Origin of the sequence: Streptomyces sp. NPDC058646, assembly GCF_042716875.1 — a bacterium.
Taxonomy (GTDB): Bacteria; Actinomycetota; Actinomycetes; order Streptomycetales; family Streptomycetaceae; genus Streptomyces.
This window is the reverse complement of sequence record NZ_JBHXRK010000026.1, coordinates 56,264-78,480: the sequence shown is the minus strand read 5'-3', so window position 1 is coordinate 78,480 and position 22,217 is coordinate 56,264. Positions and strand designations below refer to the sequence as shown.

Sequence of the window (22,217 nt, the reverse complement as noted above, 5' to 3'; positions counted from 1 at the left end):
CCGCCCGGACGGTAACCTTGTGAGGGTTGAATCCACCCTGGTATCGCGAAGAACTGGATGACTGATGCATCGGTACAGGTCCCACACCTGCGGCGAGCTCCGCGCCTCTGACGTCGGCTCCGACGTCCGGCTGAGCGGCTGGCTGCACAACCGTCGAGACCTGGGCGGCATCCTCTTCATCGATCTGCGTGACCACTACGGCATCACGCAGCTCGTCGCCCGGCCCGGCACCCCGGCCGCCGAGGCGCTGGACAAGCTCTCCAAGGAGACCGTCGTCCGCATCGACGGCAAGGTCGTCTCCCGCGGCGCCGAGAACATCAACCCCGAGCTGCCCACCGGCGAGATCGAGATCGAGGCCGCCTCGGTCGAGGTCCTCGGCGCGGCCGCCCCGCTGCCCTTCACGATCAACACCGACGACGGTGTGAACGAGGAGCGGCGTCTGGAGTACCGCTTCCTGGACCTGCGCCGCGAGCGCATGCACCGCAACATCATGCTGCGGTCCGCCGTCATCGCCTCCATCCGCTCCAAGATGGTGGCCCTCGGCTTCAACGAGATGGCGACCCCGATCCTCACCGCGACCTCCCCCGAGGGCGCCCGTGACTTCGTGGTCCCGTCCCGTCTGAACCCGGGCAAGTTCTACGCCCTGCCGCAGGCCCCGCAGCAGTTCAAGCAGCTGCTGATGATCTCCGGCTTCGACCGGTACTTCCAGATCGCGCCCTGCTTCCGCGACGAGGACGCCCGCGCCGACCGGTCGCCGGGCGAGTTCTACCAGCTCGACGTGGAGATGTCCTTCGTCGAGCAGGAGGACGTCTTCCAGCCGATCGAGCGCCTGATGACCGAGCTCTTCACCGAGTTCGGCAACGGCCGCGAGGTCACCTCCCCCTTCCCGCGGATCCCCTTCCGCGAGTCGATGCTCAAGTACGGCAACGACAAGCCGGACCTGCGCGCCAAGCTGGAACTCGTCGACATCACCGACGTGTTCGAGGGCTCGGAGTTCAAGGCGTTCGCCGGAAAGCACGTCCGCGCGCTGGCCGTCCCGGACACCGCCGGGCAGCCGCGCAAGTTCTTCGACGGCCTCGGCGAGTACGCGATCTCGCTCGGCGCGAAGGGCCTGGCCTGGGTCCGCGTCGGCGAGGACGGCGCCCTGACCGGCCCGATCGCCAAGTTCCTCACCGAGGAGAACGTCAAGGTCCTCACCGAGCGTCTGGGCCTGGTCCCCGGGCACGCCGTCTTCTTCGGCGCGGGCGAGTTCGACGAGGTCTCCAAGATCATGGGCCCGGTCCGGGTCGAGGCCGCCAAGCGCGCCGGCCACTTCGAGGAGAACGTCTTCCGCTTCTGCTGGATCGTCGACTTCCCGATGTACGAGAAGGACGAGGACACCGGCAAGATCGACTTCTCCCACAACCCCTTCTCCATGCCGCAGGGCGGGATGAAGGACCTGGAGGAGAAGGACCCGCTCGACATCCTGGCCTGGCAGTACGACATCGTCTGCAACGGCATCGAGCTGTCCTCCGGTGCCATCCGGAACCACGAGCCCGAGGTCATGCTCAAGGCGTTCGCGATCGCCGGTTACGAGGCCGAGACCGTCGAGCGCGAATTCGCGGGCATGCTGCGCGCGTTCCGCCTCGGCGCCCCGCCGCACGGCGGCATCGCCCCGGGCGTGGACCGCATCGTGATGCTGCTGGCCGACGAGCCGAACATCCGCGAGACCATCGCCTTCCCGCTCAACGGCAACGCGCAGGACCTGATGATGGGCGCGCCGACGGTGCTCGAGGAGACCCGCCTGCGCGAGCTGAACATCGCCCTGCGCAAGCCGGTGGAGACGAAGGCGTCGGACGCCAAGCCGGTCGCCGAGGCCGTCCACCCGGACGCCGCGCGCTAGACGCCCCGGTCGTGACGAAGGGCCCGGGATCCTGTGGATCCCGGGCCCTTCGTCCGTGTCCGGACTAGAACCGCTCCAGGATGCCCTTGAGGAGGGCGGCGGAGGTCAGTTCGGCCGGGGCGGGGCCGGCGTGGAAGAAGCCGGCGTTGTCGGCGTCCAGCTTGCGCAGGAAGTCGAAGGCCTTGGCGTCGTGGTCGCCGAAGGCGACGAACTGCCAGTGGATGCCGGGGGCGGCGGTCGCCGCCTCGGCCAGGGCCGCCTTGGCGGGCTGGCGGTTGTCGGGGGCGCCGTCGGTCTGGAAGACGACCAGGGCCGGACCCTCGCCGCCGTCCTTGCGGTAGCGCTCGACGACCGCTTCCACGGCCACGTGGTAGCTGGTGCGGCCCATGCGGCCGAGTTCGGCGTGGCGGACCTCGACCCAGGCGGCGTCGTGGCCGCCGAGCGTCAGGTCGGCGGTGCCGTCCAGCTCCGTGGAGAAGAACACCGTGTGGACGGTGGCCTGCTCGTCGAGGTGCGCGGCCAGGGCGAGGGCGTGGTCGGCGAGGTACTGGGCGCTGCCGTCCTTGTAGAACCCGCGCATGGAACCCGACCGGTCCAGGACGAGGTACACCTTGGCCCGCGCCCCGGCCCTGTCCTTGGCCCGCAGCACCTGCCCGGCGGCCTTGTAGGCCCCCGCCACCCCGGGAGCCTCCCGCTTCACCAGGGCCAGCGCGTGCGCCGGCCCGGCCCCGGCGGCGACGGGCTCCGGCTCGGCGACCGGCTCGGCCTCGGCCACGACGGCCTCCGGCTCGGCCACCTCGACGGCCACGGCCGCGACTTCGGCCTCCACGGCGACGGGCTCAGCCTCGACGACCGCAACGGGCTCGGCCACTGCGACGGGCTCAGCCTCGACGACCGCAACGGCCTCATCCGCGACCACGGCAACGGGCTCGGCCTCAGCGACCACGGCGACGGGCTCGGCCTCAGCCTCGACCGCCACGGGCTGGGCTTCGACCACGGCAACCGGCTCGGGCTCGGCCTCAGCGACGACGGCCACGGGCTCGGCCTCAGCGACCACGGCGACGGGTTCGGCCTCAGCCTCGACCGCCACGGGCTGGGCTTCGACCACGGCAACCGGCTCGGGCTCCGCCTCGGCGACGACGGCCACGGGCTCGGCCTCAGCGACCACGGCGACGGGTTCGGCCTCAGCCTCGACCGCCACGGGCTGGGCTTCGACCACGGCCCCGGGCTCCGCCTCGGCCACGGCAACCGGCTCCGCCTCGGCCACAGCGGCCGGCTCGGGCTCCGCAGCGGGGGCCTCGGAGGCCGGCTGCGGGGCGGGGTCGGCGACGGGCTCCGCCGCGGGGGCCGGGGCGGGCTTCGCCGCGGGGGCGCGGCGGGCCTCCGGGACCGTCGGGTCCGCGGTCGCGGCGGGGGCCGGGGCCGTCAGGACCGTACCCGGCTCACGGTCCCGCGGAGCGGACTGCGGCGGAACGGTCGGGTTGTCGAAGGACGCCGCCACCAGTTCGGCGGCCGCGTCCAGCGGGGTGCGGTCCGCCTGGCTCGGCAGACCCGCGGAAGGGGCGTCCGAAGTCTCCGGAACCGGTTCCGGAGACCGTCCGAACACCTTGCGCAACAAGCTCCGAATACCCATGGGCCAGGCCTTTCGCATGAGTGCGTGAGTCATTTGTCCGTGCTGCGCGGATGATCCCTGCCCAGAGTGGACACGTAAGGTTATCGGCCGCCTGGCTGGATCTTCGGCAGGGGCACCTTTCGTGGCGTCCGGCTCCCGAACACCCTCACAGCAGGCCCGCACCGTCTCCCGAACTGTCGCTCCGACGTGCCGGGTTCACCGATCGTTCATCCCCGCGCCGCCGCTTCGGCGCAACCCGCGCCTACCGTCACGGCTGGATCGTTCCGACACGTTGTCGGCGCCCAACGCAGCTACTCGGAGGACATTCGTGCGCAAGCTCCTGCCGCTCATCGGCAACCCGCATGGGGGCGGCCGTTCCGCCCTCACCTGTCGCTACCGCTGTGGCGACGCCTGCTTCCACGAGGTGCCCAACACCAGCGACAACGAGTACGCCGGTGACGTCATAGCCCGCGCCTACTCCCGTCGCTCGATGCTGCGCTCGGCCGCCGTCGTCACGGTCGCCACGGCCGCGGGCACCGCCGTCACCCTCGGCGCCGCGGGCGGCGGGCAGACCGCCGTGGCCACCGAGCCGGCCGGGGGCACCAAGGACGCGGGCCAGGCGGCCCGCGGCCTGCGCTTCAAGCCGGTCGCGCCGAACACCGACGACAAGGTCACCGTCCCCGAGGGCCACGAGCAGAACGTGGTGATCCGCTGGGGCGACCCGATCGTGAAGGGCGCCCCGGGCTTCGACCCCGACCGGCAGACCGCCGCCGCCCAGGCCGGTCAGTTCGGCTACAACAACGACTTCCTCAGCCTGCTCCCGCTCGGCGACGGCTACGAGCGCCAACAGCTGCTCGTGGCCAACCACGAGTACACGGACGAGCAGCTGATGTTCAAGGCGTACGACCCGGCCAACCCGACCCGCGAGCAGGTCGAGATCGCCTGGGCCGCGCACGGCCTGTCCGTGGTCGTCGTGCAGGAGGACCACCGCAGCGGCAAGCTGACCGCGGTCTCCCGCCACCAGCTCAACCGCCGGCTGACCGCCACCAGCGAGTTCCGGATGACGGGCCCGGCCGCGGGCGGCGCCCTGCTGAAGACCTCGGTGGACCCCACGGGCACCAAGGTGCTCGGTACCCTCAACAACTGCGCCGGCGGCACCACTCCGTGGGGAACGACCCTCCACGGCGAGGAGAACTTCAACCAGTACTTCGCCAACGCCGGCCAGGTCACCGACCCGGCGCAGGCGGCCCGTCTGAAGCGCTACGGAGTGAGCGCCGGGGCCACCGAGCGCAAGTGGGAGCGGTTCGACAAGCGCTTCGACGTGGCGCAGGAGCCGAACGAGTCCCACCGCCACGGCTGGGTCGTCGAACTGGACCCGTACGACGTGAACTCCGTCCCGCGCAAGCGCACCGCGCTCGGCCGCTTCAAGCACGAGGCCGCCCAGCCCCGCCTGACCGAGGACGGCCGTCCGGTCGTCTACATGGGCGACGACGAGCGCTTCGACTACTTCTACAAGTTCGTCTCGTCGAAGCAGATGAAGAAGGGCAGCTCGCGGGCGGCGAAGGAGCACAACCTGACGCTGCTCGACGAGGGAACCCTGTACGTCGCCAAGCTGACCGGTGACTCCCCGGCCGCGGCCCTCGACGGTTCGGGCAAGCTGCCCGACGACGGCGAGTTCGACGGTTCCGGTGTGTGGATCAAGCTGGCCACCGGCAACGTCTCGCACGTCGAGGGCATGACCGCCGAGGAGGTGTACGTCTTCACGCGCCTGGCCGCCGACAAGGTGGGCGCCACGAAGATGGACCGTCCCGAGGACGTCGAGCCCTCCCCGCGCACCGGCCGCGTCTACGTCGCGCTGACCAACAACACCGACCGCGGCAAGCCGGGCAAGGAAGGCGCCACCGAGGCCAACCCGCGCAACCTGAACAAGCACGGCCAGATCCTGGAGCTCGCCGAGAACTTCGACGACCCGGCCGGCGACGGGTTCGCCTGGCGGCTGTTCCTGGTGGCCGGTGACCCGAACGACCCGGCGACCTACTTCGCGGGCTTCCCGAAGGACAAGGTCAGCCCGATCTCCTGCCCGGACAACGTGGCCTTCGACCCGCACGGCAACCTGTGGATCTCCACGGACGGCAACCAGCTCGGCTCCCACGACGGCCTGTTCGGCGTCGCGACCGCCGGTGAGCGCCGCGGTGAGCTGAAGCAGTTCCTGACCGTCCCGCGGGGCGCCGAGACCTGCGGCCCGATCATCCAGGACAAGCGCGTGCTGGTGGCCGTGCAGCATCCGGGCGAGCTGGACGGGGCGTCCGTGGAGAAGCCGCAGTCCGTGTGGCCCGACGGCCCCGGCAAGATCGTCCGTCCGGCGGTCGTGTCCGTCTGGCGCAAGGACGGCCGCAACATCGGAGTCTGACGGGTCAGGTCCCGGATCGGCTCCCGCTGACCGGTCCCCACTGACCGTCCGCACCGCCTTCCGGCGGGCCGTGTCCCGCGTGTACCCCGTGTCACGCGGGACACGGCCCGCCGCGGTGCGCGGCCCCCGGCCGAGGCGGTTCACTGCGCGTCCGGCAGACGCCCGACGGGCAGCCGGAGCGTGGTCACGGCGCCCCCGCCGGGGGCGTTCGCGAAGTCGAGGGCGATCTCCAGGACCGCGGCCTGTCCGGCCACGATCGTCAGGCCCAGCCCGTGGCCGCGCCCGCGTCCGGGATCGCCCGTACGGAACCGCTGCGGTCCCTGTTCGATGAGCTCGGGCGGGTAGCCGGGGCCGTGGTCGCGGACGACCACCACCGGCCCCTCCACGGTCACCTCGACGGGCGGTCCGCCGTGTTTGTCCGCGTTGACCAGCAGGTTGGTCAGGATCCGGTCCAGGCGCCGCCGGTCGGTGAGCACCACCGCGTCCCGGACCACCCGTACGGAGGCGGCCACCCGGGTTCCCCCGACGGCCCGTTCCACCGCCCGTCCGAGCTCCACGCGGGCCAGGTCGGCCTGCTCCACGCCCGCGTCGAGCCGGGACATCTCCAGCAGGTCCTCGGTGAGCAGGTGCAGGGCCCTGAGCCGGTCGTTGATCATCTCCTTGGGGCGGCCCTCGGGCAGCAGCGCGGCCGCGGCCAGTGAGCCCGTGAGCGGGGTGCGCAGTTCGTGCGCGACGTCCGCGGTGAAGCGCTTCTCGGCCTCCAGCCGCTCCTGGAGGGAGCCGGCCATCGAGTCGAGCGCCCGCGCCACGTCCCGTACCTCGTCCCGGGACGGGGACGGCCCGTCGGGCCCGTCCGGCGGGTCGGCGGCGTCGGCCGGGAAGTCCACCCGTGCGTCGAGGTCCCCGGCGGTGATCCGGCGGGCCACGGCGGCGGTGGCCGTCAGGCGCCGGCTGATCCGGTTGGCCAGGAAGAGCCCGGCCAGCGCCACCACTCCGGCGGCGACGGCCGCCGAGGCGAGGATCGCGGTGTCGATCTCCCGGAGCCGCGCCCGGGTGTCCCCGTACGGGATCCGCACGGCGAGGGCCTCGTCGTCGGCGGGTCCGGCCGCCCACATGACGGGTTCGCCGCCGTGTTCGCCGACCATGCTGCCGGTCATCCCGCGGGCGACGAGCTCGCGGAGCCGGCGCGGCAGGCCGGGCGGGTCGAGTGCGGCGTCCACGTCGCCGTGCGCGGTGCCGTACTCGTAGTGGCCCAGGGCGTGGTCCAGTTCCGTCTGCGCCTCCTTGCGGACCTCTCCGACGATCTGCCGGGCGACCACGTTGTGCACCAGGATCCCCAGCACGGCGGCGACCGTGCAGCAGACCAGGGTGGTGGTCAGGGCGATCTTCCAGCGGAGGCTGCTCAGCGCGCGCACGGCGACCGGTCCGCACTCAGGGGGGAGTCCGGCAGGGCCCGGCAGTCGTCGAGCGTCAGCTGTTCCAGGTTCATGCTCCCGGTCTCCGGGTCCCACACGTAGTCGGCGACGGCGACGTACTTCGGGTTCGAGGACGGCTCGCGGACGGCCAGGTGCTCGGCGGCCACCTCCACCCCTTCCAGTACGGCGCGCCGGGACAGGATCCGGACGATGCTGCCGTCGTCGCGGGCGGTGTAGACGCGCAGCTCGCTGAGCCGGCCGTCGATGTCCAGAGCGGTGATCAGCTCCTCCCGGCCGTCGCCCGTCAGGTCGTGCAGCACGCGGGGGCGCACGGGGCAGCCGGGGCCGCCGTCCACAGCCTGTGTGCACAGGGCGAGCCGCTGGACCGCCCGGGGGTCGACGAGCCGCCCGGTCCCGCCGTCCTGGGCGGCGGCCGCGGTCACGTCGGCCCGTACGACGTCCAGGGCGTCCACGCCCCGCATGGACCGCTGCGCGACCGCGGGGAGCCCCGGCACGACGGCGGCGGTCCCGGGCTGCTGGCCCCGTTCGGGCGGGGCGGGGCGGAGGTTCTTCCACAGGGTCCGCGGGGCGTGCACCGTGCCGAGGTCGCCCTCGCTCTGCAGCCCCTCCACGTCGGCGCACCCGGTGGCCGGGGCCGCCAGAACGGCGGTGAGGAGGACCACGGCCGGGGTGCGGTGCATGTACCGATGCTCTCCCGCGGGGACGCGCCCGGCCCGGGCACGGGGCCGTCCGGGTGACCCGCGGCGCCCGCCCCCGGGGCGTCCTGCCGGTCGGGGCACCGGCCCCGGGTCAGACCTCCGGGTGGACGACCGCGCGGGCCGCCGCGACCTCCTGGCACACGCGGGCGAGCACGCCGGACCCGTCCACCGGAAGCGCCGCCGCCCGTACCGGGGACGGGCGGCCGTCGCGCACCGCCGCGGCCAGGGCGCGCAGCTGCCGGGTGAGCCCGTCGACCTCGGCCGCCGCGGGCGCCGGCGCCCCGTGGTCGACCCGGACCCGGGCGGCGGTGGTCGCGTCCACGATCCGCTCGACGGCGACCACCAGCGGCCACCAGGCGGCGGCCCGGGCCCCGGTCGGCGGCGGTTCGGTCAGCGCCCGCTGGAACTCGCTGCGTACGCCCGACAGCTCCCGGTAGATCCGCCGCCGGGCCTGGAGGCGGGCGGTGCGCGCCGCGAGGCGGTCGGCTTCGCCGGCGACGGGGGCGAAGGCCCGTTCGAGGTAGTGGGCGGCGTCGTCCACGGTGTCGGCGAGGCGGTCGCCGATGCGGGTGCGCCAGCTCTCCGGCCACAGCAGGTAGCCCGCGACGAGGGCGATGGCGCAGCCGATCAGGCTGTCCAGGAGGCGGGGCCGGATCAGGTCGAAGCCCTGGTGGTTGAGCTGGTCCGACAGCAGCAGGATCACCGGGGTGATCGCGGCGGTCTGGAAGGCGTACCCCTTCGCCGAGAAGGCCGGGATCAGCGCGGCGAGGGCCGCCAGCACGGGCACGTCCCACCAGCCGCGCGGTACCTCGGCGAGGACGGCGGCGGCGAGGACCAGCCCGGCGGCGGTGCCCAGCGCGCGCAGCACGGCCCGGGAGAACACCGAGCCGAAGTCGGGCTTGAGGACGAAGGTGACCGTCAGGGCGACCCAGTAGGACCGCTCGACCTCGATCAGCGAGACCAGCGACTGCGCCATCCCGATGCACACGGCGAGCCGCAGCCCGTACCGCCAGGAGGCCGAGGACAGGACCATCTCGCGCAGTGCGCGGCGGGCCCGGACCCGCAGTGCGGCGGGCCGGCCGAGCTTGTCGTCGACGGCGTCGTTTCCCACTCGGTACACGTCCTGCTCGGTGAGGTGCACGACGGCTGCCGCGTGCCGCAGGGCGGAGTCCATGGCACGCTCCGCCGGGGTCTGCGGCGCGGGCAGGTCGAGGTCGGGGGTGCCGGTGCGGCCCTCCTCGACGGCCGCGGCCAGATCCCGCACGGCGGCCGGGATCTCGGGCGGCAGGGGCCCGCCCCGCAGGTGCAGGGCGGGCGCGGCCTCCACCAGCGGGATCACCACGTTGAGCTGGGCCAGCATCCGCACCAGCGAGCGGCTGCGCCCGTGTTCCCGGGCCCGCCGGCCCAGCACCAGGTCGTAGGCCTGGTTCAGGGACTGGGTGACCTGGCGGCGGCGCTCGTCGTACGCGGGTTCGCCGGCGGCCTGGAGGGCGTCGGCCAGGGCCCGGTAGGTGGCGGCGACGGCGGTGCGCTCGGGACGCCGGCCGCGCAGGGGCCAGCCCAGCAGGGTCAGCGCCAGGACGAAGAGCCCGCCCGCGCTCATCAGCAGGGGGGCCGTCCACCAGGGCTGGGGCAGCGGCAGTCCTGCGCCGATCACGGCGTTGAGCAGGAGCAGCAGTCCGGAGACGGAGGCGATCGTGCCGATGGAGGAGATCATCCCGGAGAGCAGGGCGATGAGGGCGAGGGCGCCGACGGCCAGCCAGCCGTGTCCGAAGACCAGGGTGCCCAGGGTGACGCCCACGGCGCCGAAGAACTGCGGTACGGCGATGTTCAGGATCCGCATCCGGTAGGCGTCGGCGGTGTCGCCGATGACCCCGGACAGGGCGCCCATCGAGACGAGCGCGCCGTACTGGGGCTCGTCCAGGGCGAAGCCGACGGCGAGCGGCGCGGACAGGGCGACGGCGGCGCGCGCCACGGCGGCCCAGGGGATCGGGGCGGTGGCCGGCCGGAGCCCGTTGAGCAGCCAGGAAGGTGGGGCCAGCGGACGGTGCCGGGAGCGCCGGGCCGTCTGTTCGGTGCGTTCGGTGCTCATTCCGCTTCCGTGCCGCCGCTTGCGAATCGGTTCTGCTGGGTTGTTCTGCGTCGTTCTGCCTACGTTGGATACCTTCCGAGCTTATGGGGTGCGGCGTAGCCGCCCGGTCAGCCAGGCGGCGAGTGCGGCCACCAGCCCGGCCGCCAGGATCACCCGGGCGGTGGTGCGCAGGAACGCGGTGAGCGCGTCGTACACCGCTCCGGCGGCCGCCCGGTCGATGTCGGCCGGCAGGTCGTCGAGGGTGAGGCGGCGGCACAGGGCCACCGCGATCCACAGCAGCACGGCCCCGACGGCGAGCCCCAGTCCGGTGGCCACCACGGCGCGCCGCCGGCGGACGGCGACGGCGATGGCCGTCGCGGCCAGGACCAGGGTCAGCAGGGGGAGCCAGACGCCGGCGACCTGGAGCATGCGGAAGCCCTTCCTGAGCGCGCCGAGGCCGTCGTACTCCATCACCTTCACGGAGAGATGGGTCTCCGGGATGCGGTCGGCGAAGGGCACGCCGTCGGCGACGAGGTCGCCCTTGACCGAGGCGATGACGGGGGCGAGGTCGATGGTGACGGCGTCGCCGTGGCCGGTGGTGAGCGCGTCGAGGAAGGCGGCGTGGGCGGCGCGGTTGGCCGCCTCCCAGGCCGTCCGGTAGGCGGGGGTCCCGGTGAAGGAGCGCATGGCCTCGCCCAGGAGCACCTCCACCCCGCCCTGGAAGGGGCCCGCGTCGATCTGCCCGGCGAGGGCCCGGGTGACCTGGGTGACGACCACGCCCTGGACGGCGGGGTCGGAGGCGAGCGGGGACATGGCGGCGGTGTAGCGGTCCGCGTCGCCCAGCTCGCGGTCGGCCCAGTACGCGACGGCGCTCGCGGGCACCAGCAGGGCCACGAGGACGATGAGTACCGCCGACAGGATGGTGCGCACGTCACCAGGGAAAGGGTCCGGGGAACAGGGCGCGAGCGCGGCTGCTGCGTGCGGGTGCGCCGGTTCCCCCGTGCGGGCGAGATCCAGCCCGGGGGGCCGGGGCCGGCCGGGGCCGGACGGGTGATCCACTTGCTGGTCGGGAGCGGCGGGTGTGCCCTGGATGATGGGAGAGAGGAGCCCGTCATGGCACATGCGGCACCCACCGCCTCCCGGCGGCACCACTACCGCTCGACGGCGGACACCGGCCACACCGTCAGGAACGCCCTGACGCGGGCGTTGCTCGCCGGACTCGTCTACGGAGTCTGGGCCGCCTTCATCAAGCGCCAGATGGGCCCGGTCGACGCCGGGAACGTCTTCTACGGGATCCTGTGCGGTGCTCTCTTCGCCGCCTGCATGTTCGTGCTGGGCCGTGTCGGGCCCCGGCTGAAGCGGGAGGTGCACGCCGCCGCCTACGGCGTCTTCGCGGGTATCGCCGCAGGGTACCTGCACAGCCTCACCCACTCGTCCGTGCTGCGGGCCACCGTCATCGGCCTCTTCGTGGGCATCGGCGTCGGCGCGGCCGCCTTCTACCGCTACTACACGCGCGAGGACTGAGCCGCCGGAGCGGTGCCCGGCCGTACTTCCGGCCGGGCAGACTCCGTCCCTCCGGCCGGGGCGGCAGGGCCCTGCGGGGCGGACACTGACAGGGGCGCCGGTTCCCGTGCTCGGTGGTCGTACTTCACGTGACCACAACTCCGTTGCCGAGGGCATGGGAACCGGAGCCTCTTCCACCCCATGGGGAGCGGCTAGTTGGCCGGCTCGGCCGCGGCCCGCTGCGGTTCGCTGTCCGACTCGGCGGAGGCCGCAACCTTCTTCGCGGCGGCGGGCTCGGCCTGGCGGGCCGGCGGGGTGAAGCGGGCGGCCTCGGCGCGGAGCATGGCGTTCAGGGCGGCGTAGGGGTCGATGGGCATGACGGAACCTCACGGTGCTCGGGGGTGTGGGGTACGTGCTGCGGAGCCCGGCGGGGAGCCGGGGCCGGACCCGTCAGCAGCGCAGAACCACACTCCGTACCGCCCGCGGTGACGGCACCGGCCAGGGCGTCCCGAACGGCGTCCGGCAGGCGGGCACGGCCTCGTGTTTCACGTGAAACACCGGCAGGGGCCTCTGCCGTACGCCCGGCACCCCGCGCGCGGCCGGCCGTACGGCGGTCCGCGCCTCGGGGTCCGTCGCCGGATCCGACTGCCCTTCCGTGGGTTCCGCGGGCGCCGTGGAACCCGCACGGGGCTCGGCGGCCGTCGCGCCCGCGGGGCCGGCGCCGAACACGCACAGCAGCAGGACGCAGGCCACGGTCAGGGCCCGGGTCAGCACCGGCCGTGCCGTCCGTGTCGACGTCCGCACGCATCGCGTCGCGCTCATGCCGGGGGTGTGCCCCGACACGCCGGGGCGTTCCCCGAAGCGCCCGCAGAAGCCTCCGACCGGGGGACGAAGACACCCCCGCACGGCAGACACCGCGGGGGCGCGGCAGGGTCCGCCCGCAGGTCACCGGGGTGGGAGACGGGCCGGGGAGGAGCGGGGGCCGGGGCTCAGACCACCACGAGAGTGGCGGCCGCCGCGCCCATCAGCGCGGCGGCGAGGTGGATGGCCGGGTGCCCGTAGTCACCGAACCACAGGTGGCGGGCCAGCCCGCCCAGAGCGGCCAGGGCGGTGATGACGCCCATCTGGGCGAGGAGGGTGACGGCGGTGAAAGGGGCCAGGAGCAGCAGGACGGAGTTCAGCCAGAACGGTGCCGCGCCCGTCCAGCCCCGCCACCGCCAGATCGCCGTCGGCATGTGCTATCGGCCCCTTCATCGTCAACTCATCGGCTGCACAGCCTCCTTGGCTCCGGAGGCGGGCACAAGGGAGCGTTCGGCTAGATAACCGGAGGCCAGGCCGAAAGTCGCCCACAGGGCGGTCTGATGAGGAGACGGCGACCGCGCCACGAAGCCCGCACCGGCGACGGTGCCGGCGTTCCAGTTGCCCACGCGCGGCGCGAGGCGCCGGCCCAGGATCAGCCGGCCCGCGGCCGGTGCCGATGGCCTCGCCGTGGTCGTGGCCGTGCGCGGCGGCCTCCTCGATGGCGATGACCGCGTCCACCTTCGGCTCTCCGAGGAGGTGGGCGACGAGGAAGGCGGCCGGCCGAACCTGCTCGTGGGACGGCCGGACACGGACCGCGGCTGACCGCACGCCTCCGGCCCGGCCGCCTGCCGGGTCTCCGCCCCCCGTTGCCGCACACCGCAACGGACCGCGAACGTTCGTACGGAGAACCGGCGGCTCCGGCTGTTGCGGACGCCTGAACCCGTTCGGCGCAGCGGCGGAGGGCGGCAGGGGTGCCGACGACGGCGGGCGCGAGGCCCGCCGGCCGCGGTCCTGCCACGGGTGCCACGCCCTCGCCCGCCCGCCCTCGTCAACACGGATTGACCGGTGGCCTCCGCAAGGGAGCGTTACGGATATGTCCGGATAAGGCAACACGGGCCGAATTGGCGGCGTTTGAGGATGGTTGGGCGCCAGAGTGTGGCTTCCCGGCAGGACGCCGGGACCGTTCGGAGCCCCCCGGTGCGCACGCGGACCGGGCCGGGCCGACTGTTGAAGGGGTCACGCTCTTGTCTGCTTCTCCCACCCTCCGTCGCGCTCTCGCCGCAGTCCTGGCCGCCGGCGCCCTGGTCGGCGCGACCGCCCTGCCCGCCGTCGCCGACGACCACCGGCGGGGCCACCGGTCCGCGCACTCCCCGCTCGTCATCGGTGACGTCCAGTACGACAGCCCCCGCGGGAACGACCGGTCCAACCGTGCGCTGAACCGCGAATGGGTCGAGGTCAAGAACACCGGCCGCCGCGCCGTCGAGCTGCGCGGCTTCACCCTCACCGACCGTCAGGGCAACCGCTACCGCTTCTCCGGCTTCCGCCTGGACGGCCGCTCCAGCGTCAAGGTCCACACCGGCCAGGGCCGCGACACCCGTCGCGACGTCTACCAGGACCGCCGCCACCAGATCTGGGACGAGCGCGACAGCGCCACCCTCCGCGACCAGCGCGGCAACGTCGTCGACACCGAGTCCTGGGGCCGCCGCGGGCCCCGCTAGGGACCGACGGCAGGCAGGGCAACGGCCCGGACCCCGTGAGGGGGCCGGGCCGCGGTCGTCGGCGGGAGCCGTGCGCTACGCGACGATCCAGTCGGAGGTCGCGATCACCGGCTGCACCCCGTCGCGGTGGATGGTGCCCTCGATCAGGCCGTACATCCGGTCCGCAGCGAAGTAGACCTCGTTGTCGTTCTTCAGCCCGAAGGGCTCCAGGTCGACGAGGAAGTGGTGCTTGTTGGGGAGGTTGAGGCGCACCTCGTTGACCTTGGGGCAGTTGTCGAGCACCCGCTCGGCCATCTGGTTCAGGGTCTGCTGGAGCGAGTACGAGTAGGTCTCCGCGAAGGCTTCCAGCATGTGCTTGCGGACCTTCTTGTACGACTGGTCCCAGTCGTACGAGGCGTCGTCGGCAGCGAGCGCCGAGTGGGCCCAGCGGGCGGTGACCTTGGTCGCCAGGATGCGGTCGTACGCCTCCTGGAGGGTCGTGTACTTGTCCTTGATGTAGCCGTGGAACTCCGAGTTGGTCGAGTTCATCACCGTCAGGTCCTTCAGGCCCGAGATGACCTGGAGCCCGGTGGTCTCGCTGTAGGTGATCTGCGCCGTGCGCACCTCCTGGCCCTTGCGGACGAAGGAGTGCTGCTCCTTGCGCGTCGGGACCGGGATGCGGTCCCACACGTACTCCTCGATGCGGATCTGCGCCTCGCGGATCGGCTGCTGCGAGGAGACGAAGTGCTTGGCGAGCAGGATGCCGAAGGCCTCGGGGGAGTCGATCCCGTGTTCCTTGCCGAAGGCGTACACCGTGTTCTTGGTGGTGTCGGTCGGCAGGCAGTTGCCGTTGTCGCCGCTCAGGTGGACGTCGCGGAACTCGCCGCGGAGCGCGACCGAGACGTTGAGGTCGCGGATCTCGTGCCAGGAACCGTCGTTGCCCTTGCGGGTGACCTTGACGATGCGGTTCTCGGCCTTGCCGTACTGGTTCTGCGCCAGGACGTGCTTGCTCATGCTGTCTTCCTTCGGGTACTCGGGAACACGGAGTCCGGTCGTCTGGATCCCGTACGCCCGGCGTCCAGCGGTCGGCCCGCTCCCCGCCGTTCGGTCCCGGAGGACCGCCCCGGGACTGACGTGCATCCCGGTCCGTAGGTGCTTGGTGCTGGCCTGCGGTTGTTCGTACAGGCCTGCACGGATTGCAGCATGTGTGCGGGGGGTTGACCACCGCACCGATCGTCCGAACACCCGCACCCACGGATTGGGCGACCGTACAGATGTGCAGGTCAGACCGTGTGCGCGTCCGCCACCGAGAGGGCCTCGTCGAGGATCTCCAGCCCCTTGGCGACGTCCTGCGGCGCGATGTTGCAGGCCGGCGCGACGTGGAGGCGGTTCCCGGCGACGAGCGGCCACAGCCCGCCCTTCTTGCAGGCGGCCGCGAACTCCGCCATCGGTGCGTTGTCCGCCCCGGAGGCGTTGTAGGGCACGAGCGGCTCCCGCGTCCGGCGGTCCCGGACGAGCTCCAGCGCCCAGAAGGTGCCCAGGCCCCGGACCTCCCCGACGCAGGGGTGCCGCTCGGCGAGCGCGCGCAGGCCGGGTCCGAGGAGCTCCGCGCCGGTACGGGCGGACTGCTCGATGGTGCCCTCCTCCTCCATGACGTTGATCGTCGCCACGGCGGCCGCGCAGGCCAGCACGTGTCCGGAGTACGTCAGCCCGCCCGGGTAGGGCCGGCGGGCGAAGGTGGCGGCGATGTCGGCCGAGATCGCCACCCCGCCGAGGGGGACGTAGCCGCTGGTCACGCCCTTGGCGAAGCAGAGCAGGTCGGGGACGACGTCCCAGTGCTCGGAGGCGAACCACTTGCCGGTGCGCCCGAAGCCGACCATGATCTCGTCCAGGACGAAGACGATGCCGTAGCGGTCGCAGAGCGCCCGCACCCCGGCCAGGTAGCCGTCCGGGTGGACCAGGACGCCCGGCGCGCCGCCGACCGTCTCCAGGATGATCGCGGCGATGGACTGCGGCCCCTCGAAGACGATGGTGTCCTCCAGGTGGCGCAGGGCCCGCTCGCACTCCTCGGCCGCGGTCGCCGCGTAGAAGGGCGAGCGGTAGGCGAAGGGCCCCCAGAAGTGCACGACGCCGGCGGTGGCGGTGTCGTTGCCGAAGCGCCGGGCGTCCCCGGTCAGGTTGATCGCCGTGGAGGTGGCCCCGTGGTACGAGCGGTACGCGGACAGCACCTTGGGGCGTCCGGTGTGCAGCCGGGCCATGCGGACGGCGTTCTCGACCGCCTCGGCGCCCGCGTTCGTGAAGAAGATCTTGTCGAGGTCGCCCGGTGTCCGCTCGGCGATCAGCCGGGCCGCCTCGGAGCGCGCGTCGACGGCGAAGCCGGGGGCGACCGTGCACAGCCTGGCCGCCTGCTCCTGGATGGCCGCGGTGACCTTGGGGTGCTGGTAACCGATGTTGGTGTAGACGAGCGCGCTGGAGAAGTCGAGGTAGCGGTTGCCCTGGTAGTCCCAGAAGTACGAACCCTCGGCCCCGGCGACGGCGAGCGGGTCGATCAGCTCCTGTGCCGACCAGGAATGGAAGACATGCTTCCGGTCGGCGTCTTTCACGGCGGCGAGGTCGTCGGCTGCTGCGTTCATGAAACGAGGGTAGTTGTCCAGGATGTGGACCCCGGGCTGCCTCCGGCGGGGTCGCCGGGGCGCCCGGGACGGCCGTCGCGGGGCCGTGGGCGCGCGGGCGTCAGACGATGTGCCGGCCGCCGTCGACGGTGAGGACGTCGCCCGTCGTGTAGGCGGCGTTGACGAGGTGGAGGGTGGCGTCGGCGACGTCCTCGGGGGTGCCCACGCGGCGCAGCGGGGTGTTCTCGGTGATCCAGTCGCGGGAGCTCGCCCAGACCTGCTCGGCGTCCTCGTACCAGGGGGTGTCGATGAGTCCGGGGGCGACGGCGTTGACGCGGACGGAGGGGCCGAGCTGCGAGGCGAGGAGGCGGGTCATGTGGTTGAACGCCGCCTTGCTCACGGCGTAGGGCACGGAGCTGCCCAGGGCCCGGGTGCCGGCGACCGAGGAGACGTTGACGACGGAGCCGGCCCCGGAGGCGCGCAGGTGGGGTGCGGCGGCGGTGATCATCTGCCAGGCGCCGATCACGTTGACGTCGAAGATCCGGCGCCAGGTGTCGGCGTCCGCCGCCTCCAGGTCGTCCAGCGGGACGAACCGGGTGACGCCGGCGTTGTTGACGAGGATGTCCAGCCGGCCGAAGGCGTCGACGGCGCTCTGGACGACGCGCCGCGCGTCGGCCGCGTCGGAGACGTCGCCCCGCACGTACACCGCGCCGGGCAGCTCCGCGGCCAGTGCCTGCCCGGCGCTCTCGCTGCGGGCGGAGTTCACGACGACGCGGATGCCCTCGTCGCTGAGCCTGCGGGCGATCGCCGCGCCGATTCCCGAGGAAAAACCGGTGATCAGTGCGACGCGGCTCTCGGCCATGGCTCTCCTCCTGGAGTTCTCGATCCCCCTCGGGCGGGGCGAAGAGGACCGGCGGGGCGAACGGGACCGCAACTTACCGCATCGTGGAAGCTGAGTTCCGTTCTATGGAATGCGACGGGAAATCGTCGGGGGCTCGTGGACGTTCCCGGCGTGTCCGGCCCCTAGGATTGGCCTCCTTCGACGGGGGTAGGCGCGGCGCGGAGACAGGAGGCCCTGTGACCGAGCAGACGCGGAGGCTGGTGTTGGGCGGTGCCACCGCCGGGGTCGTGAGCCGGTGCCGGGACTTCACCCGGCAGGCACTGGCCGACTGGCAGTGGCAAGGACGGCCCGAGGCCGTGGAGGACGTGCTCCTCCTGGTCTCCGAGGTGGTCACCAACGCCTGCCTGCACGCGGGCGGGCCGCGCGAGCTGGTGCTGCGGCACGGCCCGGAGGGCCTGCGCGTGGAGGTCAGCGACGACAGCCCCGAGGCTCCCCGCCGCCGCCCGCCCGGCGACCGGGCGCTGCCGGGAGGCCACGGTCTGATCGTGCTGGAACGGCTCGCCCGGAACTGGGGCTCGGTGCCGTCGGCGGACGGGCGGCCCGGCAAGACGGTCTGGCTGGAGGTTGCGGCGCGGAGCCGCCGGCCGGGCGGTCCCCAGGAGCCGGACCCGCAGCCCTAGTCGTCCGGCCGGGAGCCGTTCCGCCGGGGGCCGCCTCGTCCTGGGCCGACGTGCCCTGGACCCTTGCGCCGTGGGTCGTCGCGTCGTGGGCCGTCCGGCCGGTGGCCGCCGTCCCTTCGGGCTGCTCGTCGTCGGTCAGCAGGCCGGTCCGCAGCCGCGTCAGGGTCCGGGTCAGCAGTCGCGAGACGTGCATCTGGGACAGGCCCAGCCGGTCGCCGATCTCGGACTGCGTGAGCTCCTGCCCGAACCGCAGCGCGAGCAGGGTGCGCTCACGGTCGGGGAGCCCGGCCAGTATCGGCTTCAGCGACTCCAGGCACTCGATGCGGTCGTACGCCTCCTCGTCCTCGCCGAGCGAGGGCCGCGCCGAGGAGGCGTCCCGGTCGGTTCCGTCGTCCTGCACCGGTGCGTCCAGGGAACGCGCGGAGTACGCGTGCGCCGCCTTCCGGCCCTCCGCCAGCTCGGCGGGGGTGACCTGCAGGTGTTCCGCCAGCTCGGCGTCCGTCGGCTCGCGGCCGAGGTCCTGCTCCAGGGCGTCGTGCGCCTTGGCCGCGTCGATGCGCAGCTCCTGGAGCCGGCGGGGGACCTTCACGGCCCAGCTGGTGTCCCGGAAGAACCGCTTGATCTCGCCGCTGATCGTCGGCAGTGCGAAGGAGGTGAACTCCACCCCGCGGGCCGGGTCGAACCGGTTGATCGCCTTGATCAGACCGACCGTCCCGACCTGGACGATGTCCTCCATGGGCTCGCTCCGGCCGCGGAACCGGCGGGCCGCGTACTTCACCAGGCTCAGGTTCAGCTCGACGAGGGTGTTGCGGACGTACGAGTACTCCGCGCTGCCCTCCTCCAGCTCGGCCAGTCTCCGGAACAGGGACACGGACAGGGTCCTGGCCTCGTGGGTTGCGACGTCTGTGAGTTCTGTACGGTGCATGGCCTGCGCTCCTCGGACGGCGGAGCCCCGGCGGTGCCGGGTTGCGTCGTCGCGCTGTCCCAGGGGATATACCCGGACGAACCACCTGGTACCCATGCAAACCTCCAGCCCGCCCGGACCGCCGGACGGGCCGTTCAGGTCAGGGCGTCCCCGTACAGGCGGAACAGCCGCGGGCCTCCGGCGGGGGCGGCGGCCCGGAGCCCCGCCCAGGCCCGCGCGGCGGCCTCCCGGGCCACCGTCCCGGCCCACGGCTGCGGCAGCAGCTCCGGCGGGAGCAGGGGATCCGGAACCATCGCCTCGGACAGCGCGGCCGCCAGCGCCACGGCCCGCGCCACCACGGCCCCGCCCGCGCCGGAGCCGCCCTCGGCCGGGCCGCAGCCGCCCGCCGCCGAGGGGTCCGGCCGGCGCTCGGCGAGGGCGCGCAGGGCCTCGTACCGCTCCGCGATCTCGGCCAGCGGCCACAGCCGAGCCGCCAGGGCGACCGGGCCGGCGGTCCCGCCCACCACGAGGTCGCGGGTGCTGAGGCAGCTCAGCGCCTGCGCGACCCCCAGTTCCGCCGCCCGCGCCCGTACGTACGGCCCGATCGCGTTCGGCGTCACGTACAGCCCGCCCTGCACCGGGGCCGCCCCGAGCCCTGTCAGCGTGTCCCGCAGGGCGTCGCGCGCGCCCCGGGCGGACTCCGGGACCGCGAAGGCGAAGGCGTGCCAGACCCCGTCCCACGGCTCCAGGCCCCTGTCCTGCCGGTAGGCGAGGCGTACGAACTCCACCGCCTCCGGCACGGACGCCGGGTCCGCGCCGGCCGACCCGGCTCCGGCAGGGACGTCCGCGGGCCGCAGGACGGACCTCCGGCCGCGTCCCTCCAGCCGGAAGCGGCCCTCCGCCACCAGCCGCTTGACGCACAGCCGCACCTGCTGGTCGGTCATGCCGAGGAGCCCCGCGACCTCGTACAGCTCGGCCCCGTCCACCGTGCCGTCCTCCCGGACCAGCGCGTGCACGACCATCCGTGTGGGGACCGCCGGAGCTGCCGGGGCTGCCGGGGCTGCCAGGGCTGCGGGGGTCGCCGGGGCAGCCGGGCGGGCCGGGGACGTCGGCGCCGTTCCGTCCGCCGGGGTGGTCGCGTTCACCGCCGCACCGCCTTGTGCATCGTCGTCACGGCCCCGATCCCCAGCACGTCCCGCAGCCACGGCGTCCGCCGCACCTGGACCGCCCGGAACCCGTGCCGTTCGTACAGGGCCTGCGCGCGCGGGTTCTCGGCGACCACGTCCAGCCGGATCCGCCGGCAGCCCTGTTCCCCGGCGATGGCGTCGATCTCCCGCAGCAGCAGGCCGCCGATGCCGCGGCCCCGCTCGGCGGGGTCCACCGCGATGCCGTCCATGACCAGTTCGCCCCGGGCCGGGGTCCGCTCCAGCAGGGCCAGCAGGAACACCCGGTACAGGCCCCTGACCCGCCCGTACGCGGCCCTGACCGCCGCCGCGTCCCCACCGACCAGGCCGCGCCCGGCGAGCTGGTAGCCCGCCACGCCCAGGACCCGGCCGTCCGGGCCGCCGGAGAGCGCGGTCACGGCCCGGTCCGGGTTCAGGTGCCCCGCCAGGAACCGGCGGCCGGCCTCCGCGGGGCCGAGCGCGGCGCCCAGCTTGCCCTCGAAGGCCTCCCAGTACAGCTCGGCGACGCGCGCCCCGGCCCCTTCGGGCACCCCGCGTCGCAGCTCCACGCTCTCTGTCGTCATACGCACAAGCATAATACGTTCATCGACGATACGATCGTTTTTGAAACGAGCGAAATGGGAGTCCTGCATGACCGAGCCCCGCCGCACAGCCCGCCCCCTGCGTACCGCCCTCCTCCTCGGTCTCACGACCGTCCTCCTGCTGGCCGCCGCGCTCACCGGCGTCGTCCTGTGGCAGCACACCTACGACCTGGACGAGCGGCGGGTCACCGTCCCGGCGGCCGGCCGCACCCTTGCCGGCGTTCTCGCCACCCCCGCCGGAAAGGGGCCGGGGCCCTTCCCGCTCGTGGTCTTCGTGCACGGGGACGGCGAGGTCGACGCCACCCACGACGGCTTCTACCGGCCCTACTGGGAGGCCTTCGCCCGCGCCGGGTACGCCTCGCTCTCCCTCGACAAACCCGCCGACTGGCTCGCCCAGTCCATGGACGACCGGGCCCGCGAGACCGCGGACGCCGTCGCCTGGGCCCGGACCCGGCCCGGAATCGACGCCGGCCGGATCGGCCTGTGGGGTGCCAGCCAGGCCGGATGGGTGATGCCCAAGGTGGTGTCGCGGGTCCCCGCCCCCGGCATCCGCTTCGTCATCGCGGTCGGTACCGCGGTCAACTGGGAGCGCCAGGGGGAGTACCACCTGCGCGCCGGACTCCGCGCGGACGGGGCCGACGCCGACCGCACGGCAGCCGCCCTGCGCGTGCGGGAGGCCGGCCTGGCCCTGCTGAGGCGCGGAGCCCCGTACGAGGAGTACCGCGCGAGCCCGGGCGCCGACCCGGAGATCGGCCCGGAGCGCTGGTCGTTCATCAGTCGCAACCACACAGCGGACGCGACCGCGGACCTGGAGGCGATGCCCCCGGTGCCGGTGCTGCTGATCTCGGGCGCCGACGACCTGAACGTGGACGGGGCCGAGACGGAGGCCGTCTACCGGACCCTGCTCGCGCCCGGCACGCTCACCGTCCGCCGCTACCCCGCCGCGACGCACGCCCTGCTCCGCACGGATGTCGAGCGCTCCTCGTGGCGGCTGCCCCTGACGGCCGTGTTCGCCCCGCGCGCGGTCTTTCCTCCGGGTCTCCTCGCCGATCAGCGGGCCTTCCTCGAAGGACTGTCGTAGGGGCCCGGCGGTACCCCTGCGGGAGCGGCCGGCGGACCGGAGACGCGGCTCTCACACCGGGTGGGGGGCCGTGGGCGAGCCGGTCCGGCGAGGCAGTCACGTGTCCGCACGACGGCGACGCCACGGTCAACTGGACGCCCGAGCCGGGTGTTTCACGTGAAACACCGCTCCGGGGGACCGCTCGCCGGTCAGCTGTCGAGGGTGACCCGGGCGAGCTTGCGCAG

The 22,217-nt window shown here is 73.4% G+C and carries 18 protein-coding genes and 1 pseudogene; 6 read left to right on the top strand and 13 right to left on the bottom strand.

Annotated elements, in window-relative coordinates:
• Positions 1-64: 64 nt before the first annotated feature.
• Entirely contained in the window at positions 65-1,882 is a 1,818-nt protein-coding gene (gene aspS / locus ACFWUZ_RS27880; protein ID WP_384378540.1) for an aspartate--tRNA ligase, read from the top strand.
• Between the two features lie 64 nt (positions 1,883-1,946).
• Here aspS and ACFWUZ_RS27875 read toward each other — a convergent pair whose 3' ends face one another.
• Positions 1,947-3,515: a VWA domain-containing protein gene (locus tag ACFWUZ_RS27875; RefSeq protein WP_384378536.1), complete on the bottom strand. Its 1,569-nt coding sequence runs from the start codon at positions 3,513-3,515 to the stop codon at positions 1,947-1,949.
• A 307-nt stretch (positions 3,516-3,822) separates the two neighbouring features.
• On the opposite strand from ACFWUZ_RS27875, the gene ACFWUZ_RS27870 reads away from it, so the two are divergent.
• Complete coding sequence (locus tag ACFWUZ_RS27870) at positions 3,823-5,904, top strand: PhoX family protein (RefSeq protein WP_384378533.1); 2,082 nt, start codon at positions 3,823-3,825, stop codon at positions 5,902-5,904.
• 140 nt (positions 5,905-6,044) lie between these two features.
• Here ACFWUZ_RS27870 and ACFWUZ_RS27865 read toward each other — a convergent pair whose 3' ends face one another.
• The 4 genes from ACFWUZ_RS27865 to ACFWUZ_RS27850 all read right to left on the bottom strand — a co-directional run bounded on the left by ACFWUZ_RS27865 (position 6,045) and on the right by ACFWUZ_RS27850 (position 11,039).
• A complete protein-coding gene (locus ACFWUZ_RS27865; protein WP_384378530.1) occupies positions 6,045-7,319 on the bottom strand; it encodes a sensor histidine kinase in 1,275 nt (424 codons plus the stop codon).
• Positions 7,307-8,020 carry a hypothetical protein gene (locus ACFWUZ_RS27860; RefSeq protein ID WP_384378527.1) on the bottom strand — a complete coding sequence of 238 codons (714 nt, stop codon included), beginning with the start codon at positions 8,018-8,020 and terminating at the stop codon, positions 7,307-7,309. The genes ACFWUZ_RS27865 and ACFWUZ_RS27860 overlap by 13 nt, the downstream gene beginning before the upstream one ends.
• 109 nt (positions 8,021-8,129) lie before the next feature.
• Positions 8,130-10,130 (bottom strand): FUSC family protein, encoded by a 2,001-nt coding sequence (locus tag ACFWUZ_RS27855; RefSeq protein WP_384378524.1) that lies wholly within the window; start codon positions 10,128-10,130, stop codon positions 8,130-8,132.
• Positions 10,131-10,211: 81 nt separating this feature from the next.
• Positions 10,212-11,039, bottom strand: a complete 828-nt coding sequence (locus ACFWUZ_RS27850) for a hypothetical protein (protein ID WP_384378521.1) — start codon at positions 11,037-11,039, stop codon at positions 10,212-10,214.
• A 183-nt stretch (positions 11,040-11,222) separates the two neighbouring features.
• On the opposite strand from ACFWUZ_RS27850, the gene ACFWUZ_RS27845 reads away from it, so the two are divergent.
• Positions 11,223-11,633, top strand: coding sequence for a hypothetical protein (locus ACFWUZ_RS27845; protein ID WP_384378518.1), 411 nt, complete (start codon positions 11,223-11,225; stop codon positions 11,631-11,633).
• A gap of 191 nt (positions 11,634-11,824) precedes the next feature.
• Here ACFWUZ_RS27845 and ACFWUZ_RS27840 read toward each other — a convergent pair whose 3' ends face one another.
• Together ACFWUZ_RS27840 and ACFWUZ_RS27835 are read right to left on the bottom strand one after the other, a co-directional pair.
• A complete protein-coding gene (locus ACFWUZ_RS27840) occupies positions 11,825-11,989 on the bottom strand; it encodes a hypothetical protein (protein ID WP_384378515.1) in 165 nt (54 codons plus the stop codon).
• A 612-nt stretch (positions 11,990-12,601) separates the two neighbouring features.
• The gene (locus ACFWUZ_RS27835) at positions 12,602-12,847 is read right to left on the bottom strand and encodes a hypothetical protein (protein ID WP_384378513.1); all 246 of its coding nucleotides are present in this window, start codon (positions 12,845-12,847) and stop codon (positions 12,602-12,604) included.
• A gap of 810 nt (positions 12,848-13,657) precedes the next feature.
• Between ACFWUZ_RS27835 and ACFWUZ_RS27830 the strand changes: the two genes are divergently transcribed.
• The gene (locus ACFWUZ_RS27830; protein ID WP_384378510.1) at positions 13,658-14,131 is read left to right on the top strand and encodes a lamin tail domain-containing protein; all 474 of its coding nucleotides are present in this window, start codon (positions 13,658-13,660) and stop codon (positions 14,129-14,131) included.
• A gap of 75 nt (positions 14,132-14,206) precedes the next feature.
• On the opposite strand, the gene pucL is transcribed toward ACFWUZ_RS27830, so the two are convergent.
• The 3 genes from pucL to ACFWUZ_RS27815 form a co-directional block, all read right to left on the bottom strand.
• The gene (gene pucL / locus ACFWUZ_RS27825; RefSeq protein WP_384378507.1) at positions 14,207-15,124 is read right to left on the bottom strand and encodes a factor-independent urate hydroxylase; all 918 of its coding nucleotides are present in this window, start codon (positions 15,122-15,124) and stop codon (positions 14,207-14,209) included.
• A 269-nt stretch (positions 15,125-15,393) separates the two neighbouring features.
• Positions 15,394-16,743 carry an aspartate aminotransferase family protein gene (locus tag ACFWUZ_RS27820; RefSeq protein ID WP_384378504.1) on the bottom strand — a complete coding sequence of 450 codons (1,350 nt, stop codon included), beginning with the start codon at positions 16,741-16,743 and terminating at the stop codon, positions 15,394-15,396.
• Positions 16,744-16,843: 100 nt separating this feature from the next.
• Positions 16,844-17,584: an SDR family NAD(P)-dependent oxidoreductase gene (locus ACFWUZ_RS27815; RefSeq protein ID WP_384378500.1), complete on the bottom strand. Its 741-nt coding sequence runs from the start codon at positions 17,582-17,584 to the stop codon at positions 16,844-16,846.
• Between the two features lie 104 nt (positions 17,585-17,688).
• On the opposite strand from ACFWUZ_RS27815, the gene ACFWUZ_RS27810 reads away from it, so the two are divergent.
• Complete coding sequence (locus tag ACFWUZ_RS27810) at positions 17,689-18,243, top strand: ATP-binding protein (protein ID WP_384378643.1); 555 nt, start codon at positions 17,689-17,691, stop codon at positions 18,241-18,243.
• A gap of 115 nt (positions 18,244-18,358) precedes the next feature.
• Here ACFWUZ_RS27810 and ACFWUZ_RS27805 read toward each other — a convergent pair.
• From ACFWUZ_RS27805 to ACFWUZ_RS27795, 3 genes and pseudogenes are all read right to left on the bottom strand, one after another.
• Positions 18,359-19,231: pseudogene (locus ACFWUZ_RS27805) on the bottom strand (SigB/SigF/SigG family RNA polymerase sigma factor); the annotation flags it as partial.
• 71 nt (positions 19,232-19,302) lie between these two features.
• Positions 19,303-20,169, bottom strand: coding sequence for a PaaX family transcriptional regulator C-terminal domain-containing protein (locus tag ACFWUZ_RS27800; RefSeq protein ID WP_384378640.1), 867 nt, complete (start codon positions 20,167-20,169; stop codon positions 19,303-19,305).
• A gap of 119 nt (positions 20,170-20,288) precedes the next feature.
• Entirely contained in the window at positions 20,289-20,894 is a 606-nt protein-coding gene (locus ACFWUZ_RS27795) for a GNAT family N-acetyltransferase (RefSeq protein ID WP_384378497.1), read from the bottom strand.
• A gap of 67 nt (positions 20,895-20,961) precedes the next feature.
• Here ACFWUZ_RS27795 and ACFWUZ_RS27790 point away from each other — a divergent pair, with 67 nt between their 5' ends.
• Positions 20,962-21,993: an alpha/beta hydrolase family protein gene (locus ACFWUZ_RS27790; protein ID WP_384378494.1), complete on the top strand. Its 1,032-nt coding sequence runs from the start codon at positions 20,962-20,964 to the stop codon at positions 21,991-21,993.
• The last annotated feature ends 224 nt before the right edge of the window (positions 21,994-22,217 follow it).

What these genes read in the sequence shown, in the direction of transcription:
- aspS (WP_384378540.1), top strand. Translation starts at nt 65, where the DNA reads ATGCATCGGTACAGGTCCCACACCTGCGGCGAGCTCCGCGCCTCTGAC.
- ACFWUZ_RS27875 (WP_384378536.1), bottom strand. Translation starts at nt 3,515, where the DNA reads ATGGGTATTCGGAGCTTGTTGCGCAAGGTGTTCGGACGGTCTCCGGAA.
- ACFWUZ_RS27860 (WP_384378527.1), bottom strand. Translation starts at nt 8,020, where the DNA reads ATGCACCGCACCCCGGCCGTGGTCCTCCTCACCGCCGTTCTGGCGGCC.
- ACFWUZ_RS27855 (WP_384378524.1), bottom strand. Translation starts at nt 10,130, where the DNA reads ATGAGCACCGAACGCACCGAACAGACGGCCCGGCGCTCCCGGCACCGT.
- ACFWUZ_RS27845 (WP_384378518.1), top strand. Translation starts at nt 11,223, where the DNA reads ATGGCACATGCGGCACCCACCGCCTCCCGGCGGCACCACTACCGCTCG.
- ACFWUZ_RS27840 (WP_384378515.1), bottom strand. Translation starts at nt 11,989, where the DNA reads ATGCCCATCGACCCCTACGCCGCCCTGAACGCCATGCTCCGCGCCGAG.
- ACFWUZ_RS27835 (WP_384378513.1), bottom strand. Translation starts at nt 12,847, where the DNA reads ATGCCGACGGCGATCTGGCGGTGGCGGGGCTGGACGGGCGCGGCACCG.
- pucL (WP_384378507.1), bottom strand. Translation starts at nt 15,124, where the DNA reads ATGAGCAAGCACGTCCTGGCGCAGAACCAGTACGGCAAGGCCGAGAAC.
- ACFWUZ_RS27820 (WP_384378504.1), bottom strand. Translation starts at nt 16,743, where the DNA reads ATGAACGCAGCAGCCGACGACCTCGCCGCCGTGAAAGACGCCGACCGG.
- ACFWUZ_RS27815 (WP_384378500.1), bottom strand. Translation starts at nt 17,584, where the DNA reads ATGGCCGAGAGCCGCGTCGCACTGATCACCGGTTTTTCCTCGGGAATC.
- ACFWUZ_RS27810 (WP_384378643.1), top strand. Translation starts at nt 17,689, where the DNA reads ATGGAATGCGACGGGAAATCGTCGGGGGCTCGTGGACGTTCCCGGCGT.
- ACFWUZ_RS27800 (WP_384378640.1), bottom strand. Translation starts at nt 20,169, where the DNA reads ATGGTCGTGCACGCGCTGGTCCGGGAGGACGGCACGGTGGACGGGGCC.
- ACFWUZ_RS27795 (WP_384378497.1), bottom strand. Translation starts at nt 20,894, where the DNA reads ATGACGACAGAGAGCGTGGAGCTGCGACGCGGGGTGCCCGAAGGGGCC.
- ACFWUZ_RS27790 (WP_384378494.1), top strand. Translation starts at nt 20,962, where the DNA reads ATGACCGAGCCCCGCCGCACAGCCCGCCCCCTGCGTACCGCCCTCCTC.